We start from the raw sequence: 13484 nt of genomic DNA, 5'->3' as shown, positions 1-13484 counted from the left end.
GGGTTTGCACGTCTTCCCACCACTCTGGCGCGCCGTCAGGTGCAGGTTCTGGTGCCTGATATGACCGATTACCAGTGGTACAGCGGGTTTGCTGACGTCATTAACCTGCTGGTGACGAAATGCTGGCAGGAAGAAACATTCGCGGAAAAAATGCTGCGAGAAGTCACACGTTAGAAGCCTGATTAAACATTTTAGCGACTTGATGCTTGCTAAATTCAAAAAAATTGGGTAGGATTTTTCTAACGATGGGCGTTGTGTATCCACCGTTCAGAACCCGCTCGCTGCAGCGGGTTTTTTATATGACCTGTCTGTTCCTTTAACTGGTAATAAATTTCCAAAGTGTCATGGCAAACCTGTACGCAGGTACCTACGCTGTAAAGGTACTCGTGAGATAAGGATGCCTATGCTGTGGATTGAACAAGGTCTTTATATCAGGATTCAGGAACTCGATAACGGACCCACACCAATGCCGTTAAAGAGCGGGTTTAATATGGAAACGGCTTATCGGGTGCTGGGTTGTTTTAACCCATCTGAAACGTCAGATGCATATTACATACTGGCTAATGATCGGGATGAAACGTGGTTTATATGTAACCGACATGTTCGCGTTGTATGTGTGGATAATAAACGGAAAGAATTCCGTTACCCGATCTCTGTCCTGAACCTTCACTGAACAAATAAAGCAAAACTCAAACTGGCTGCCTGCGGGCGGCCTTTTTCATTTCCCCTCGCTCAGAGAGGATGCACAGCAATAGAGGGGGATACATGTCCGATCCGGTTTCAGGAACTGTCGCAGCAGGTGCTGCGCTTACTGGTGCAAGTATCTATGGACTGCTGACCGGCACAGATTATGGCGTAATTTTTGGCGCGTTTGCCGGCGCGGTCTTTTATGTTGCCACCGCGGCAGACCTGACCCTGATCCGGCGCGCAGCCTATTTCGTTGTTTCGTACATCGCTGGCGTTTACGGTGCCGGGCTGGTGGGCTCCAAACTTGCCAGCTGGACGGAATACAGCGACAAGCCGCTTGATGCACTGGGGGCCGTTATCCTCTCTGCGCTGACGATTAAAATCCTGACGTTCGCCAGCCAGCAAGACCCCGCGCAGTGGTTCCAGCGGTGGAGAGGAGGGGCCAATGGTAATAAGTGATCCGCTGGTGCTTACCAACGTAGCGACGTGTTCAGCCATTGTGCTGCGCCTGATGCTGTTCCGTAAGCCCGGCGCCCGCCATCGCTGGTGGGCATCATGGCTGGCATACCTGATTATTCTTGCTTATGCCTCCGTCCCGTTCCGCTACTTCTTCGACTTCTACGCCCACGTTCACTGGGCGTCGGTCATCATCAACTTAATCATCTGCGCCGCGGTGTTCCGTGCCCGGGGTAATGTGGCGCGTCTGTTCCAGGTACTGAGGCCAGAATGAACCAACAACAATTTCAGAAGGCGGCTGGTCTTAGCGCCGGGTTAGCTGCGCGCTGGTTTCCGCATATTGACGCAGCGATGCGTGAATTCCGCATTATTTCACCGGTTGACCAGGCGATGTTTATCGCGCAGGTAGGCCACGAATCGACGGGATTTACCCGGCTTGTGGAGAGCATGAATTACAGCGTCGCAGGCCTGGCGGATTTCGTCAGATCCGGGCGGCTTACACAGGACCAGGCGAATATGCTTGGCCGCAAGACGTATGAAAAGGCACTGCCTCTGGAGCGCCAGCGCGCCATTGCGAATCTGGTTTACAGCAAGCGCCTCGGCAATAACGGACCCGGCGACGGCTGGAACTACCGCGGGCGCGGCCTGATTCAGATTACTGGCCTGGCGAATTACCGCGACTGTGGCGCGGCGCTGAAGCTTGACCTGGTTAGCACGCCTGAGCTGCTGTCTGAAGACATTCACGCGGCCCGCTCGGCGGCATGGTTCTACGCCAGCAAAGGCTGTCTGAAGTATCCGGGCGACGTTATTCGCGTAACGCAGATCATCAATGGCGGGCAGAACGGGCTGGACGACCGGCGCGAACGCTTCGCGAAAGCGCGTAAGGTGCTGTGATGTTGACTATGCTCCGGGCCTGGTGGAAACCTCTCGTGCTGCTGGTGGTAATGCTGGCGCTCGCGCTGGCAGCCTTCCACTTCTACGGCAAAGCGGAAGATGAAACGCAGCGCGCCGACGCCGCCGAGCATAACCTGAAGCTGGCGAACGACACGATAATCGACATGCAGACGAGACAGCGTGACGTAGCGGCGCTTGATGCGAAATACACCGGAGAACTGGCAGATGCCAAAGCCGAAATTAATCTGCTGCGTGGTGATATTGCTGCTGGGCGTAAGCGGTTGCAGCTCAAAGCAACCTGCCCAGGTTCGACAGACTCCACCAGCTCCACCAGCATGGATGATGGCGCCGCCCCCCGACTTACAGGGGATGCTGAGCAGAATTATTTCAGTCTCAGGGACGGAATCGCCACCGTCACCAAACAACTAACAGGCCTGCAAGCGTATGTGCGCGAGCAGTGCCTGAAGTAACGAACCTTTTTACAGGTGAACAAATGAAGAAGTTTTTATTTAAGGCTGTCGGTGAACTGGTGTCATGGGGCCTGATTTCCCTGCTTGCGTACTCGGCCTGGGTGGGCAGAAACTCTCTGGCAGGTATCGCAGCGGCATCTTATTGGGTGGTGATCATCCTGGCTATCTTTATCGCGGCTTTGGCTTACATCGGTGTCCTTGCCCTGGGTGAAGAGAAAGACCCCGAGAAGCGAAAGAAGGGGCTGGATCTGCTTAAGGATACTTATAAGCGGGTCGGGTTCTTCCGCAAATGCATTAACTGGCTATGTCTGGTGCTTATTGTCGGCCTGCTGGCTTACACGGGCTGGGTCTTTACTGCCGTAAGTTACGCGCTAATCGCTCTTCTCTTCCGTTTCGTTATTGCAATCGGGCGGGATAAGTATGAAGAGCTAACGCAACCCATGCAGGCGTAAGCATCACAAGGCGCTTTCACAGCAGAGCGCCTGATGATGTTCTCTCCGCTGCACAACAACCTAAACATTCTGCTACATTAGAACAACTAAAGCAGGGGACAGCTTGGCACAATGCTTTGTGATGTAGAAGGCATTAAAAGGGATATACTAGTCAAAGAATGACAATGTATAATCGCCCAACTTTCTTTAGCTTGGATTTTTTATGGCCCAGACAGCACCAATAACCGAACAACTAGCAAGCGATTTGTTAGATCTCCTTGAAAAAGGTGACACTCTCGGTGAGATGGAAGCTGCACATAAGATGCGTCAGGCCAAAAACATTGATTCTCCATACTTTAGAATCGTTGTGCAGGCTCTGGTTACAGCAGCTAAGGGTGACCGAGAAGCAGCAGAAACGCAGTTCAAAAAGTACTTTTCAGATTTTCATAGCGCTGTGATCGGCATTGGTTACGCTGCATATCTGTTTCGTATTAGAAAATTAAGCGTTTATATGGATCTATGCCTACGCTTAGTGAGTGAGTTTCCATTCGATGCGGAAGTAATCCAGAAGTGCATCCCTATGCTTTATCTTTCTGGTAATGCGAAAGAATGCAAAGCCAAAGCAAAGATTGGCGCAGGGCAGATGAACAATGAGAAGCTAGCAGAGGAGTTTCGGATGGTTGGAGAAAAATGGGCTGCTAACATCGTAGCGGCTCAGGATGCGTCCGGCGCTTCTGAAGCGGAGCTGAAAGAGCTTTCTAAGACTGTTATGGAAATTCTGGAACAATACAAAAGCTACGCTGCTAACTTCTATTACTATCCTATGGCTAGTGACGGAACGGCCGCTCTTGTCGCGATTACCGACGTTGTAGATCCCGAAAAAATCGCTGAGATGAATTTTGATCTGGCGATGGCGATAGCTGATAAAGATGAGCTTCAAGAGTCTCGCCTTACTGCGTGGTTTGAGTGCGATAAATCAGAACGAGTAAATAAGGAAGCATAAATGGCTGTAAATAGTCAGAATTTCCTTGACTTTGCTAAAAATATTATATCATCCGGTGATGAGATTTCTTGCCGTAATAGTATAAGCCGTGCTTACTATGCTATGTATCATGAAGCCCGAGACACCATGACAGCGGTTCCAAGCTTTGTGCAAAGTCCACATGATGGTTTGATAAAATACTTACGTGGAAGTGCCTGTCGTGGTGATGAGCCTTTTGATGCAGGTAAGCTTCGTGCTTTAGCAGCCTTGTTGGAACAACAGAAAGGGAAAAGGCATAAAGCAGACTATTATCTTGGTGAAAGTGTGGATATAAGTATGGCAAAAGAAGCCATTTTTTTTGCTGAAAAGCTCTTTAAGATTTGCCAAGAAATGAAAAGTAATTAATAAATCTATCCAAATATAGTCAGTTTCTTTTTTTATAAAGCCTCGCATCCGCGGGGCTTTTTTATGCGCTTCGCACGCGTACATCTAAGAAAGTCTTTCAGCTGTGAGCCTGGACAAACCGATTGCTTTCGGCGGCTTTGCCGTGCGACAGGCTCACGTCTAAAAGGAAATTTAAATGAGACTGACCGTTTTAGATGACGATCCTGGCAGGAAAATTAATCCCGCTCAGGAGCGATATAAAGTCTATATCGATGGCGTTGAAGTTAAGCATGTATTCACTGCTGATGATGAAAAAGACGAGGTGATTGCAGCAGTACCCGATGAGCGCGGATACATGACGGCGGAGAACGGCGTGGTTAAGCAACAAACGCTTTACGGAAAAGTCACCATTAAGCGCCAATAACCCCCCCCACAGGAGAAGTTATGCAGGTCACTATTGACGGCGTTCAGTATGTGCCCGCCAGTCAGCAGCAATCCCGCATCGGCATCGCAATAACCACGCACAACCGTCCTGACGTTCTGAAGCAAGCCATTGAGCAACATCTGAAGCATTTGCCCGCCGGCGCGCTGGTGGTTGTGGTGGATGATGGTTCCAGTCCTGCCGCTGTGGTGCCTGACGGCATTCGCTTAATCCGGCATGAAACCTCTCTTGGTATCGTGGCATCGAAGAACGCCAGCCTTGAAGCGCTGATGGATGCTGGTTGCGAACATCTTTTCCTGTGGGACGATGATGCCTGGCCGATTGCCGATGAATGGCATCTACCTTACATCGAATCACCGGAGCCGCATCTGGCTTATCAGTTTCTCGATCTGGCGGGCCCGCGCAAGCTGAATGACCTCTCCGTCCTGTACCGCGATGATAACCACATCGCCTACACCGGGCAGCGCGGCGTGATGCTCTACTACCACCACAGCGCTATTGAAAAGGTTGGCGGATTCGACCCCATTTACGGGCGCGGGATGTACGAGCACAGCGATTTAGCCCTGCGCATTCATAACGCGGGACTGACCACATGGGCCTATGCCGATGTTGTTGGTTCTGAAAAGCTGATTCATTCCCTCGATGAACATGAAGCCATTGAGCGTTCGGTACCTAAACCGGACCGGGTAGCGCTGGTGGAACGTAACGTGAAGATCCACAACGAGCGCCGTGATAACGGGTTTACTGGTTACGTTGACTACCGGCGACAGCGTGACGTGGTCATCACTACTCTGCTTACCAGTCAGCCAGATCCGCAGCGAGGCACCAAAATTGCTGCCTCGCCTGACATGCTGGTCAAATGGGCGGCCTCGCTTCGGGAGTGTATACGTATCGCGCTGGTGGATGAATTGCAGACCGCCCCGGCAGACGTTGAACTGTGCCGTGTTCCTGACGTAAAGATGAATATCTACTTCCGGCGCTGGCTGCATATCTGGCAGCACCTCCGTGACCATCCTGAATATCGGTTCGTCTGGTGTACAGATGGCACTGATGTCGAGATGCTTCGCGCACCGTGGGAAGAAATGCAGCCCGGTAAGGTTTATGTCGGTTCTGAGCCGAAGACTTATTCCGATGAATGGGCCATCAAAAATCATCCTGAGCGCGTATATCAGTCATTCCTGAAGCAGTATGCCAGTGACACTATGCTGAACGCCGGATTACCCGCCTATTGCTGTTTATGACGCCGACGACCTCGAAATCGTCGGCGTTGTCATTTGCGTTATAAATACCCTGCACCGCAATGTTCGCGCTGGTTGATATGAACTCGTTTTACACGAGCTGCGAGACGGCATTCCGTCCCGATCTTGTCGGTCAGCCGATCGTGGCGCTTTCCAATAACGACGGCTGCGTGATAGCGCGCAGCCGCGAAGCCAAAGCGCTTGGCATAAAAATGGGCATGCCCTGGTTCCAGTTGCGCGAGATGCAGTTCCCTCAGCGGATCATTGCCTTTTCCAGCAACTATGAACTTTACGGTGATATGAGCCAGCGGGTGATGACGACGCTTGAGGAAATGTGTCCGCGCGTTGAGATATACAGCATCGATGAGGCTTTCTGCGACCTGACGGGAGTGCGGAACTGCAGGGACCTGGCTGATTTTGGCCGGGAGATACGCGACACCGTCCGGCGCAACACCCGGATCCATTGTGGTGTCGGTATCGCCCAGACAAAGACGCTGGCTAAACTCGCTAACCGCGCGGCCAAAGAGTGGCCGCAGACAGGCGGGGTGGTGGACCTTTCAAACCAGGCGCGCCAGCGGCGGCTGATGGCGCTGATGCCGGTGGAGGAAGTCTGGGGCGTCGGTCGGCGTATTGCCAGAAAGCTGGAGGCAATGAGTATTAAAAATGCACTGCAGCTATGCGATACCGACATCCGCTTTATCCGCAAACATTTTAACGTCGTGCTGGAGCGCACCGTGCGCGAGTTGCGCGGCGAACCCTGTCTGGAAATCGAGGAGTTTGCCCCGGCGAAACAGGAAATCGTCTGCAGCCGGTCATTCGGGGAGCGAATCACCGACTATGAAGCGATGCGCCAGGCTATCTGCAGCTATGCGGCGCGCGCGGCGGAGAAGCTCCGCGGCGAACATCAGTTCTGCCGGTACATTTCGGTGTTCGTGAAAACGTCGCCGTTCTCTGCTGAACCGTATTACGGCAACCACGCCGGGACTAAGCTGCTGACGCCCACACAGGACACGCGCGACATAATTGCCGCGGCGACGTGCTGCCTCGATGCGGTCTGGCGCGACGGCCACCGGTACCAGAAAGCGGGCGTTATGCTGGGTGACTTTTTCAGCCAGGGCGTGGCGCAGCTGAATCTGTTTGACGAGAACGCGCCGCGCGCGAACAGCGAGGCGCTGATGTCACTGATGGACAAATTGAACCAGCAGGGCCGGGGAACCCTGTATTTTGCGGGGCAGGGTATCCAGCAGTCGTGGCAGATGAAGCGGGAAATGCTGTCACCGTGCTATACGACACGGCTTGCAGATGTGCCAGTTGTACGAGCTAATTAGGGAAAAAGCTGTGTCGCTTTTGTGTCGTAAATGTGTCGTGACTGGCCGCCAAGAGCAGTTCCAGAATGACAAATAACGACACTTTACGACACAGTGAGCGATGCGAACGCGGAAAAACAGTGTATTTACAATGCGTTAAAAATAGACCTACGTTCTTCTAAGCCGTGGGTCGCAGGTTCGAGTCCTGCAGGGCGCGCCATGATTATTCAGTCATTTACTCTTTACCTTTTGCCTCCTGTTTTTCCATGTGGGACAGACTTGGGACGTTAACGTCAAAAGGGGTTTTCATATCCACGCGTGTGCGCAAAGAGCGTTTGGTTATGGCGCGGCAGATGACAGAACCGCTGTTACGCTTTCAAACCAGCCCGTCGGCTGGTTTGATATCTTTCCTCGTTAGATCCAGACATCGTTCTCTGCGGTGCGCGCTCCTCCTTCGTGCCCGGTATTGAGCACCCCGCAGGGTTCGATCATCATCATTTTTACCGCCGCCTCAGCAGAGGTTTTATGCTCGATGCCTTTGGGTACAACGTACATTTCACCCGGGCCGACGAACACGTGGCCGTCCCGAAAATCAATCCGTAATACGCCTTCAATTACAATAAATGCTTCGTCGGTTTCAGGATGCGAGTGCCATATAAAATCGCCTTCGATTTTCACTACCTTGAACTGGTAGTCATTCATTTGGGCGATGACTTTCGGCTGCCAGTACGTATCGAAGAGAGAAAATTTCTGTTCAAGATTAATGGGATAATACATTGTCATGCTCCCTGTGGTTGAGAAGCATCGAGGATAGAGTAAGGCTACAGCAATGGTCTTGAACGATCGTGCAACTTAGCGCTGGCTGTTTTGTATAAATTTTTGCCAGCGTCCCGGCGAGAGACCAAACGTTTTAATAAACTGGCGAGTCATATGGCTTTGATGGGAAAACCCGGCTTCCGTCGCGGCTTCAGCCAGCGTCAACCCTGCCTGAATCTGCCGCCGACAATATTCAAGGCGGCGCATCGTCACATATCGATAAGGACTCGTGCCATAAAGCGCCCGGAAATCCCGGCTCAGGCTCCAGCGATCTTTGCCACTGACGGCGGATAACGTCTCCAGCGTAATATTTTGGGTAAATTCTGTTTGAATATATTCGCGTGCGCTTTCCGCAGAACGGTAATCCACCAGACACCGGCGAAAACGCTGCCCTCCGATACTCGCCATCGTCCGGGCAAGATCATAGAGCGCATCCTCTTCTTCCAGTGCATCAAAAGATTCTTCAGGGGCTTTTAACAGAGGTTCCGTCGCCGCATAAAGCCGGGGATCGGATGAGATCCCACCTGGAATAAAGGGCAAGGGTTTTCCACCGAGGATTTTCTGAATTAATGCAGGATCGATATACAACATCCGATACTGAAAGCCTTCGGTTGTCCCCGCTTCGCCATCATGAATTTCGTCCGGATGTAAGACCATCGTCCCACCGGGCAGGCTGTGCTTTTTACCGTCCCGATAATGAAAGCGCTGCACGCCGGATAATGTTCTGCCGATGGCATAGGTATCATGCCGATGTGGTTCATAGCCATGTCCACTGAAATAGGCTTCAATGCGTTCTATTTTTCCCGGCGTTTGTGCGAGTTTGACCCAGTCTTTATTCTCTTTTTCGCCAGGCATAGGTAACCTTATTTTCACCGGGAATGGATATTTACCATAAACGGATGAGAGGCATTTTTGAAAGAATTAAATAAGCCGCAAGAAGATAAATCATCAGCAAGCCGTGTTGAATGCAGTGTACGCGTTAAATACTCTGGCCTTTACTCTGCTCCTGCATGGCCTGAAAGAAAAACCAGCCTTTGAGATATCATCACCTCGCCTCAGTAAATCCTTAATGGATAACATTGTGTCCAGTTGTAGTTAACCTTCGCTAATATCAATTCGCCGGTGACATCGCCGAAATCCATGTCCTGACGCTTAAGAAAAAATTGACGTAGCGTGGCGGGTAAAAACGCGGCGTTATAGCGCAGAAGCGTGCTGTGCCAGAATGGCGCGGGTAACGCGCTGCCGTGATGACGCCGCAGTAACTCATTTTTCCAGTCAGTTTCCAGCACCTTTTCGCAGAATGACTGACGCAGGGCTATCGCCGGGTTTTCAGGAATGCCCGCCAGCAGTAACTGACCGGGCAGCGCCACTAACTGAAGATTTCTGATAATAATTTTTTTCGCATCAAACTGAGTCCAGAGCGTGGTCAATTGCTCCACGTTGGCTGGCAATGGCTCGTTTATGTTATAGAGCGGTAGCGTCAGGGGTAAGAAAGTAAAATGTAAACCGTGTGCGGGAAGAATATCGGCAAGCGGATCATCCTGTGTGAGCTGTTGTAGTTCGCACAGCAGGCGTGAAACCTTCACGGGCACGGTCGGTTGTATGCCAGTGGCGAGCGCGAGCTTTACCGGATCGTAGTAGTTTTCTTTTCTGATTTCCCCGATGCCTGCGTTTTTCGACCAGATCGCGAGAGTATTTTCGTTCGCGGTACGGTACATCTCTTGCAGGTTTATAGTATTCATGGCTGACCTTATAGCATGGGGGTTAATACAGGGTATTTATTATGAAACGTATTGCTATCAGATTCGCCGCCTTTATCGCGCGCTGCCTAAATCGCGATCGTGCGCTTTACCCTTAAGTAGTAGCGTCGTTTCCTCAATGCGGGTGAAGCGTCCCTTGTCGTCGGTTTCGGCGAACATATAGACCTCCATCACCACCTCTTCTCCGTCGCGCTTTGTACACTGAACACGGTGCCGGGTGGCGTAGCGTCTCCCGTCGCGCAGTTCATCAAGCACATCGATGCTGGCGAACGAAATGAGTTCCCTCAGTTTACGTGCATGATGAGCGAACCCCTGACGGTCGTCCCAGGCACCATCGGTGCGCTGCCGGTAGTCAGGGCTAAAGTAACTATCAAGCACGTCTTCAAGCGGGCGTTCCTGCTGGTTAAGCAGGGCATTCAGAACGGTATCAATGGTAAAAGTTTGCATGGGAGTTCCTCTGTGTGGTTTGCAGGCAGTTTACCGTTGAGGAGGGTGGCTTCAGTACGCTATAAAAGACATCTGATAATCTTTTGACGCCACGGATGACTGATTCGCTAATCCCCTTATCCCTTGCTTCATCGACAGACGGACCCGTGTTAATGGCCGTGTTGCGCCGATCGGGGGCGATACGGGAAACGCCCCTGCATCAGCACGCGCGTGGACAGCTCCTTGGCGCCGAACAGGGCCTGCTGACGGTTGATGCCGGGAATGCCCGTTGGGTGGTGCCTGCAACGCATGCGGTCTGGATACCTCCGGCAACGCCACACGGTTTATGTTCACATGGCCCTTATTCAGGATGGAATGTGTATATCGCGGCGGCGGCCTGCGATGCCTTACCCGATGCCCCCTGTATTCTCACCCTTTCCGGCCTGTTAAGAGAGGCGGTGACACGCGCGGCAACCTGGAAGGAAAATCATCTTACAGCATCGCAGCAACGGCTCGCTGGCGTCATTCTTGATGAGATAGCGTCACTGCCCCAGGTTAACCTCGGGCTGCCCATGCCGCAGGATGCGCGCCTTATCAGGATCGCGCGGGCGCTTTCAGCCAGGCCAGATGACGCTCGCAGACTGGAGGAGTGGGCCGCATGGGCCGGGCTATCCTCACGCACGCTGACGAGACGATTCAGTGCCGAAACCGGATTCAGCTTTACGCAGTGGCGACAGCGCGTGCGGTTGCTAAAAGCGCTCGAACTTCTGGCGGCGGGTAAACCTGTCACTGCGGTTGCGCTGGATTTGGGTTACGACAATGTCAGCACGTTTATTGCCTTATTTCGCCGGGTGTTTGGCACGACGCCTGGCCGGTATCAGATTTGATTTCTGGCGGCCTGAACAAACAACCTTGAGCCACTCTTACGCCCGTGCTTCGCTAATCCCAGACACCGCTTGCGTATAAAGATGCCGCTAACGCAGGCGTCACTGGTGAGTGATGACAGCGCATCCGGAGATACGCGCGCCGGTTTTTCTGCCACCGGCGCGCGGTACCTCAACGAATGCCGTTTACGCCGTCATTCCGCCATCAATAACCAGCTCCGCGCCGCTGATATACGTGCTTTCGTCCGAGGCAAGGAACAGGGCGGCGGCGGCCACTTCGTCGGGGTGGCCTAAGCGCCCGGCCGGGATGCGCGCGTTCATCATTTGCCTGAACTCATCGCTCACTTTGTCAAACATCGGCGTATCCGTGGAGCCGGGACTTAGCGTATTCACCCTGATGCCGCGCGGCGTAAGCTCCGCGTTCCACGTGCGGGCATAGGAGCGCACCGCGGCTTTAGTGGCAGAATAGGTGCCATAACCGGCATTGGCCATGGAGCCTGCGATCGAGCCGAGCAACACGATGGCTCCACCATCGTTCATATGCCGGACCGCGCGCTGCGTCGTTAACACCATAGCACGCACGTTGAGGCCAAAAGCGTGGTCGAGATGCTCCTCCGTGGTCTCTTCAAGGCTCGCTGGCTCGGAGACGCCGGAGGAATAGACCAGAATATCGAGGCGTCCGGCTTTTGTCTGAATGGTGTCAAAAAGGCGGGTGAGGTCGTCGGTCTTTGTGAGGTCGCAGGGAATGGCGTCGATCTGACCGCCGATGTCAGCCACTGCATCGGCGAGCTGCGCTTCGCGTCGGGCGGTGATAAACACATGCGCGCCTTCCTGCACAAAACGGCGCGCGATAGCAAGCCCGATACCGCTGTTGCCGCCTGTCACCAGGACGGTCTTTCCTTCAAGTTTCAACATGGCTACTCCAGAAAGAGGGGGTGGAAGCCAGATGATACATTTTGTATATTTACGGTCAATTACGCACCTGATGTACACCAGATATAGAGAAGGTAACCACATGTCGACGGATATCGCTGCCCAACTGGCTGAAATCAACAGCACCCGCCCTGTTCTGGAACAGGTGGCCAACAAATGGTCGGTATTGATTCTGACCGTACTGTGCACCCAGCCCGCGCGCTTTAACGCCATTAAACGCAGGCTGGATCCGATCACGCATAAGGCTCTTACGGAAGCGCTGCGTCGCCTTGAGCGCAACGGTCTGGTCAGCCGTCGCGTCATTGCGTCATCGCCCGTGGCGGTTGAGTATTCGATTACGCCGCTCGGGCGAACGCTGCAGGAACCGTTTGTGGCGCTGGTGGGCTGGGCCAGGCAGCATGGCGCGGCTATCGAACAGGCGCAAATGGCTTACGACGAGCGTCTTGCTGCCGATGAAGTGGTCTGACGAATAAGGTCTGGCAGGCATCACTTCTTACCCAATATGGCGGAGAATTTATGGATATCACCCCTTTTTACACCCGCATTGAAGGCGTTTTTTATCGGGCGATCGATCCGGCGTACCGGGACTTTGCGCTGTCAGGCTCCAGGGCACCGGGGCGATATTCACGGGGCGATCAACCCACGCTGTATTTGAGTTCTTCACCGCAGGGCGTTGAGGCGGCCATGCAAGCGCATCGCGATAACAGAGCCAGCCTGGAAATCGTCAACGTCAGCGTGGTGGCCGAGAAGATTTTTGATCTGCGCAATACTGACGCCGTTATTGCGGCCGGGATCGACATCAATGACGCGATTGCGCCGTGGCAGGAGACGGTGAAAGCAGGCGGCATTTCGCCGTCATGGCAGGTGCGCGCGCGCCTTGAATCGCTGGGAATGAACGGGCTGATTGACCCTTCACGCAAAGCGCCTGGCCTCTGGCATCTGGTGCTGTTTTCATGGAATGAAAACAGCCACGCTCAGGTGCGAATGATTGAATGAGGCCTTACAGCCCCATCCACAACGCGATTAACGCCAGCAGCGCGGGCAGCGCCTGAACATACAGTATTTTCCTGCTGGCGGTAATTGCACCAAAAATCCCGGCAATCAGCACGCAAACCAGAAAGAAAAACTTAAATGGCAAACCGCTGTCGCCGAGCCATAGCCCGCAGAATAACCCCGCCGCTAAAAAGCCGTTATACAGCCCCTGATTGGCGGCCAGCACCCGGCTGTCGCGCGCGAAGTCGGCGCTCAGATTAAACGCCTTACGGCCTGTTTTCGTATCCCATAAAAACATTTCGAGCACGACGATATAGACATGAATAATGGCGACAAGCGCAATAAGAATGGTGGCTACCATAAGCAACTCTCATCAGGAAG

The 13484-nt window shown here is 53.0% G+C and carries 20 protein-coding genes and 1 pseudogene; 15 read left to right on the top strand and 6 right to left on the bottom strand.

Annotated elements, in window-relative coordinates; genetic code table 11:
- Positions 1-3 precede the first annotated feature (3 nt).
- From G9X48_RS10445 to G9X48_RS10390, 12 genes and pseudogenes are all read left to right on the top strand, one after another.
- Positions 4-174: pseudogene (locus G9X48_RS10445) on the top strand (antitermination protein); the annotation flags it as partial.
- Between the two features lie 229 nt (positions 175-403).
- Positions 404-673, top strand: a complete 270-nt coding sequence (locus G9X48_RS21470; protein WP_032970507.1) for a hypothetical protein — start codon at positions 404-406, stop codon at positions 671-673.
- Positions 674-765: 92 nt separating this feature from the next.
- On the top strand, positions 766-1146 hold the full coding sequence (locus G9X48_RS10435) for a phage holin family protein (protein ID WP_007747946.1): 381 nt from the start codon (positions 766-768) through the stop codon (positions 1144-1146).
- Positions 1133-1417, top strand: a complete 285-nt coding sequence (locus G9X48_RS10430) for a phage holin family protein (RefSeq protein WP_029591902.1) — start codon at positions 1133-1135, stop codon at positions 1415-1417. The genes G9X48_RS10435 and G9X48_RS10430 overlap by 14 nt, the downstream gene beginning before the upstream one ends.
- Positions 1414-2037 carry a glycoside hydrolase family 19 protein gene (locus tag G9X48_RS10425; protein WP_084999917.1) on the top strand — a complete coding sequence of 208 codons (624 nt, stop codon included), beginning with the start codon at positions 1414-1416 and terminating at the stop codon, positions 2035-2037. Before G9X48_RS10430 ends, G9X48_RS10425 begins: the two co-directional genes overlap by 4 nt.
- Positions 2037-2507 (top strand): lysis protein, encoded by a 471-nt coding sequence (locus G9X48_RS10420; RefSeq protein ID WP_239981923.1) that lies wholly within the window; start codon positions 2037-2039, stop codon positions 2505-2507. Before G9X48_RS10425 ends, G9X48_RS10420 begins: the two co-directional genes overlap by 1 nt.
- A 23-nt stretch (positions 2508-2530) precedes the next feature.
- Positions 2531-2959 (top strand): hypothetical protein, encoded by a 429-nt coding sequence (locus G9X48_RS10415; protein ID WP_105629521.1) that lies wholly within the window; start codon positions 2531-2533, stop codon positions 2957-2959.
- Between the two features lie 202 nt (positions 2960-3161).
- Positions 3162-3941: a hypothetical protein gene (locus G9X48_RS10410; RefSeq protein WP_105629522.1), complete on the top strand. Its 780-nt coding sequence runs from the start codon at positions 3162-3164 to the stop codon at positions 3939-3941.
- Complete coding sequence (locus tag G9X48_RS10405; RefSeq protein ID WP_105629523.1) at positions 3942-4325, top strand: hypothetical protein; 384 nt, start codon at positions 3942-3944, stop codon at positions 4323-4325.
- Between the two features lie 175 nt (positions 4326-4500).
- On the top strand, positions 4501-4728 hold the full coding sequence (locus tag G9X48_RS10400; RefSeq protein ID WP_007851404.1) for a hypothetical protein: 228 nt from the start codon (positions 4501-4503) through the stop codon (positions 4726-4728).
- Between the two features lie 20 nt (positions 4729-4748).
- Complete coding sequence (locus tag G9X48_RS10395) at positions 4749-5987, top strand: glycosyltransferase (protein WP_243760751.1); 1239 nt, start codon at positions 4749-4751, stop codon at positions 5985-5987.
- A 59-nt stretch (positions 5988-6046) separates the two neighbouring features.
- Positions 6047-7312 (top strand): Y-family DNA polymerase, encoded by a 1266-nt coding sequence (locus G9X48_RS10390; protein WP_014728471.1) that lies wholly within the window; start codon positions 6047-6049, stop codon positions 7310-7312.
- A gap of 393 nt (positions 7313-7705) precedes the next feature.
- Here G9X48_RS10390 and G9X48_RS10385 read toward each other — a convergent pair whose 3' ends face one another.
- From G9X48_RS10385 to G9X48_RS10370, 4 genes are all read right to left on the bottom strand, one after another.
- On the bottom strand, positions 7706-8068 hold the full coding sequence (locus tag G9X48_RS10385; protein ID WP_097641179.1) for a cupin domain-containing protein: 363 nt from the start codon (positions 8066-8068) through the stop codon (positions 7706-7708).
- Between the two features lie 75 nt (positions 8069-8143).
- On the bottom strand, positions 8144-8962 hold the full coding sequence (locus G9X48_RS10380; RefSeq protein ID WP_166499928.1) for an AraC family transcriptional regulator: 819 nt from the start codon (positions 8960-8962) through the stop codon (positions 8144-8146).
- A gap of 200 nt (positions 8963-9162) precedes the next feature.
- Complete coding sequence (locus G9X48_RS10375; RefSeq protein ID WP_097641181.1) at positions 9163-9849, bottom strand: hypothetical protein; 687 nt, start codon at positions 9847-9849, stop codon at positions 9163-9165.
- 72 nt (positions 9850-9921) lie between these two features.
- Positions 9922-10314: a nuclear transport factor 2 family protein gene (locus G9X48_RS10370; RefSeq protein WP_097564422.1), complete on the bottom strand. Its 393-nt coding sequence runs from the start codon at positions 10312-10314 to the stop codon at positions 9922-9924.
- Between the two features lie 356 nt (positions 10315-10670).
- Between G9X48_RS10370 and G9X48_RS10365 the strand changes: the two genes are divergently transcribed.
- On the top strand, positions 10671-11180 hold the full coding sequence (locus G9X48_RS10365) for an AraC family transcriptional regulator (protein ID WP_007865408.1): 510 nt from the start codon (positions 10671-10673) through the stop codon (positions 11178-11180).
- Positions 11181-11363: 183 nt separating this feature from the next.
- Here the strand turns inward: G9X48_RS10365 and G9X48_RS10360 are convergent, their stop codons facing one another.
- On the bottom strand, positions 11364-12092 hold the full coding sequence (locus tag G9X48_RS10360) for an SDR family oxidoreductase (protein WP_105629525.1): 729 nt from the start codon (positions 12090-12092) through the stop codon (positions 11364-11366).
- Between the two features lie 100 nt (positions 12093-12192).
- Between G9X48_RS10360 and G9X48_RS10355 the strand changes: the two genes are divergently transcribed.
- Together G9X48_RS10355 and G9X48_RS10350 are read left to right on the top strand one after the other, a co-directional pair.
- Complete coding sequence (locus G9X48_RS10355; protein WP_097641183.1) at positions 12193-12576, top strand: helix-turn-helix domain-containing protein; 384 nt, start codon at positions 12193-12195, stop codon at positions 12574-12576.
- Between the two features lie 50 nt (positions 12577-12626).
- Entirely contained in the window at positions 12627-13106 is a 480-nt protein-coding gene (locus tag G9X48_RS10350; RefSeq protein WP_097641184.1) for an RES family NAD+ phosphorylase, read from the top strand.
- A gap of 4 nt (positions 13107-13110) precedes the next feature.
- Here G9X48_RS10350 and G9X48_RS10345 read toward each other — a convergent pair whose 3' ends face one another.
- The gene (locus G9X48_RS10345) at positions 13111-13464 is read right to left on the bottom strand and encodes a DUF1304 domain-containing protein (protein ID WP_097564441.1); all 354 of its coding nucleotides are present in this window, start codon (positions 13462-13464) and stop codon (positions 13111-13113) included.
- Positions 13465-13484: the final 20 nt, after the last annotated feature.

Source organism: Cronobacter sp. HA18006 (assembly GCF_011605445.1).
GTDB lineage: Bacteria > Pseudomonadota > Gammaproteobacteria > Enterobacterales > Enterobacteriaceae > Cronobacter > Cronobacter sakazakii.
Note: the sequence above shows the minus strand (reverse complement) of the source record. Positions and strands in the feature narration are given on the sequence as shown.

What these genes read in the sequence shown, in the direction of transcription:
- G9X48_RS10350 (WP_097641184.1), top strand. Translation starts at nt 12,627, where the DNA reads ATGGATATCACCCCTTTTTACACCCGCATTGAAGGCGTTTTTTATCGG.
- G9X48_RS10435 (WP_007747946.1), top strand. Translation starts at nt 766, where the DNA reads ATGTCCGATCCGGTTTCAGGAACTGTCGCAGCAGGTGCTGCGCTTACT.
- G9X48_RS10415 (WP_105629521.1), top strand. Translation starts at nt 2,531, where the DNA reads ATGAAGAAGTTTTTATTTAAGGCTGTCGGTGAACTGGTGTCATGGGGC.
- G9X48_RS10360 (WP_105629525.1), bottom strand. Translation starts at nt 12,092, where the DNA reads ATGTTGAAACTTGAAGGAAAGACCGTCCTGGTGACAGGCGGCAACAGC.
- G9X48_RS10355 (WP_097641183.1), top strand. Translation starts at nt 12,193, where the DNA reads ATGTCGACGGATATCGCTGCCCAACTGGCTGAAATCAACAGCACCCGC.
- G9X48_RS10375 (WP_097641181.1), bottom strand. Translation starts at nt 9,849, where the DNA reads ATGAATACTATAAACCTGCAAGAGATGTACCGTACCGCGAACGAAAAT.
- G9X48_RS10385 (WP_097641179.1), bottom strand. Translation starts at nt 8,068, where the DNA reads ATGTATTATCCCATTAATCTTGAACAGAAATTTTCTCTCTTCGATACG.
- G9X48_RS10380 (WP_166499928.1), bottom strand. Translation starts at nt 8,962, where the DNA reads ATGCCTGGCGAAAAAGAGAATAAAGACTGGGTCAAACTCGCACAAACG.
- G9X48_RS10390 (WP_014728471.1), top strand. Translation starts at nt 6,047, where the DNA reads ATGTTCGCGCTGGTTGATATGAACTCGTTTTACACGAGCTGCGAGACG.
- G9X48_RS10420 (WP_239981923.1), top strand. Translation starts at nt 2,037, where the DNA reads ATGTTGACTATGCTCCGGGCCTGGTGGAAACCTCTCGTGCTGCTGGTG.
- G9X48_RS10410 (WP_105629522.1), top strand. Translation starts at nt 3,162, where the DNA reads ATGGCCCAGACAGCACCAATAACCGAACAACTAGCAAGCGATTTGTTA.
- G9X48_RS10400 (WP_007851404.1), top strand. Translation starts at nt 4,501, where the DNA reads ATGAGACTGACCGTTTTAGATGACGATCCTGGCAGGAAAATTAATCCC.
- G9X48_RS10430 (WP_029591902.1), top strand. Translation starts at nt 1,133, where the DNA reads ATGGTAATAAGTGATCCGCTGGTGCTTACCAACGTAGCGACGTGTTCA.
- G9X48_RS21470 (WP_032970507.1), top strand. Translation starts at nt 404, where the DNA reads ATGCTGTGGATTGAACAAGGTCTTTATATCAGGATTCAGGAACTCGAT.
- G9X48_RS10345 (WP_097564441.1), bottom strand. Translation starts at nt 13,464, where the DNA reads ATGGTAGCCACCATTCTTATTGCGCTTGTCGCCATTATTCATGTCTAT.
- G9X48_RS10405 (WP_105629523.1), top strand. Translation starts at nt 3,942, where the DNA reads ATGGCTGTAAATAGTCAGAATTTCCTTGACTTTGCTAAAAATATTATA.
- G9X48_RS10370 (WP_097564422.1), bottom strand. Translation starts at nt 10,314, where the DNA reads ATGCAAACTTTTACCATTGATACCGTTCTGAATGCCCTGCTTAACCAG.
- G9X48_RS10395 (WP_243760751.1), top strand. Translation starts at nt 4,749, where the DNA reads ATGCAGGTCACTATTGACGGCGTTCAGTATGTGCCCGCCAGTCAGCAG.
- G9X48_RS10425 (WP_084999917.1), top strand. Translation starts at nt 1,414, where the DNA reads ATGAACCAACAACAATTTCAGAAGGCGGCTGGTCTTAGCGCCGGGTTA.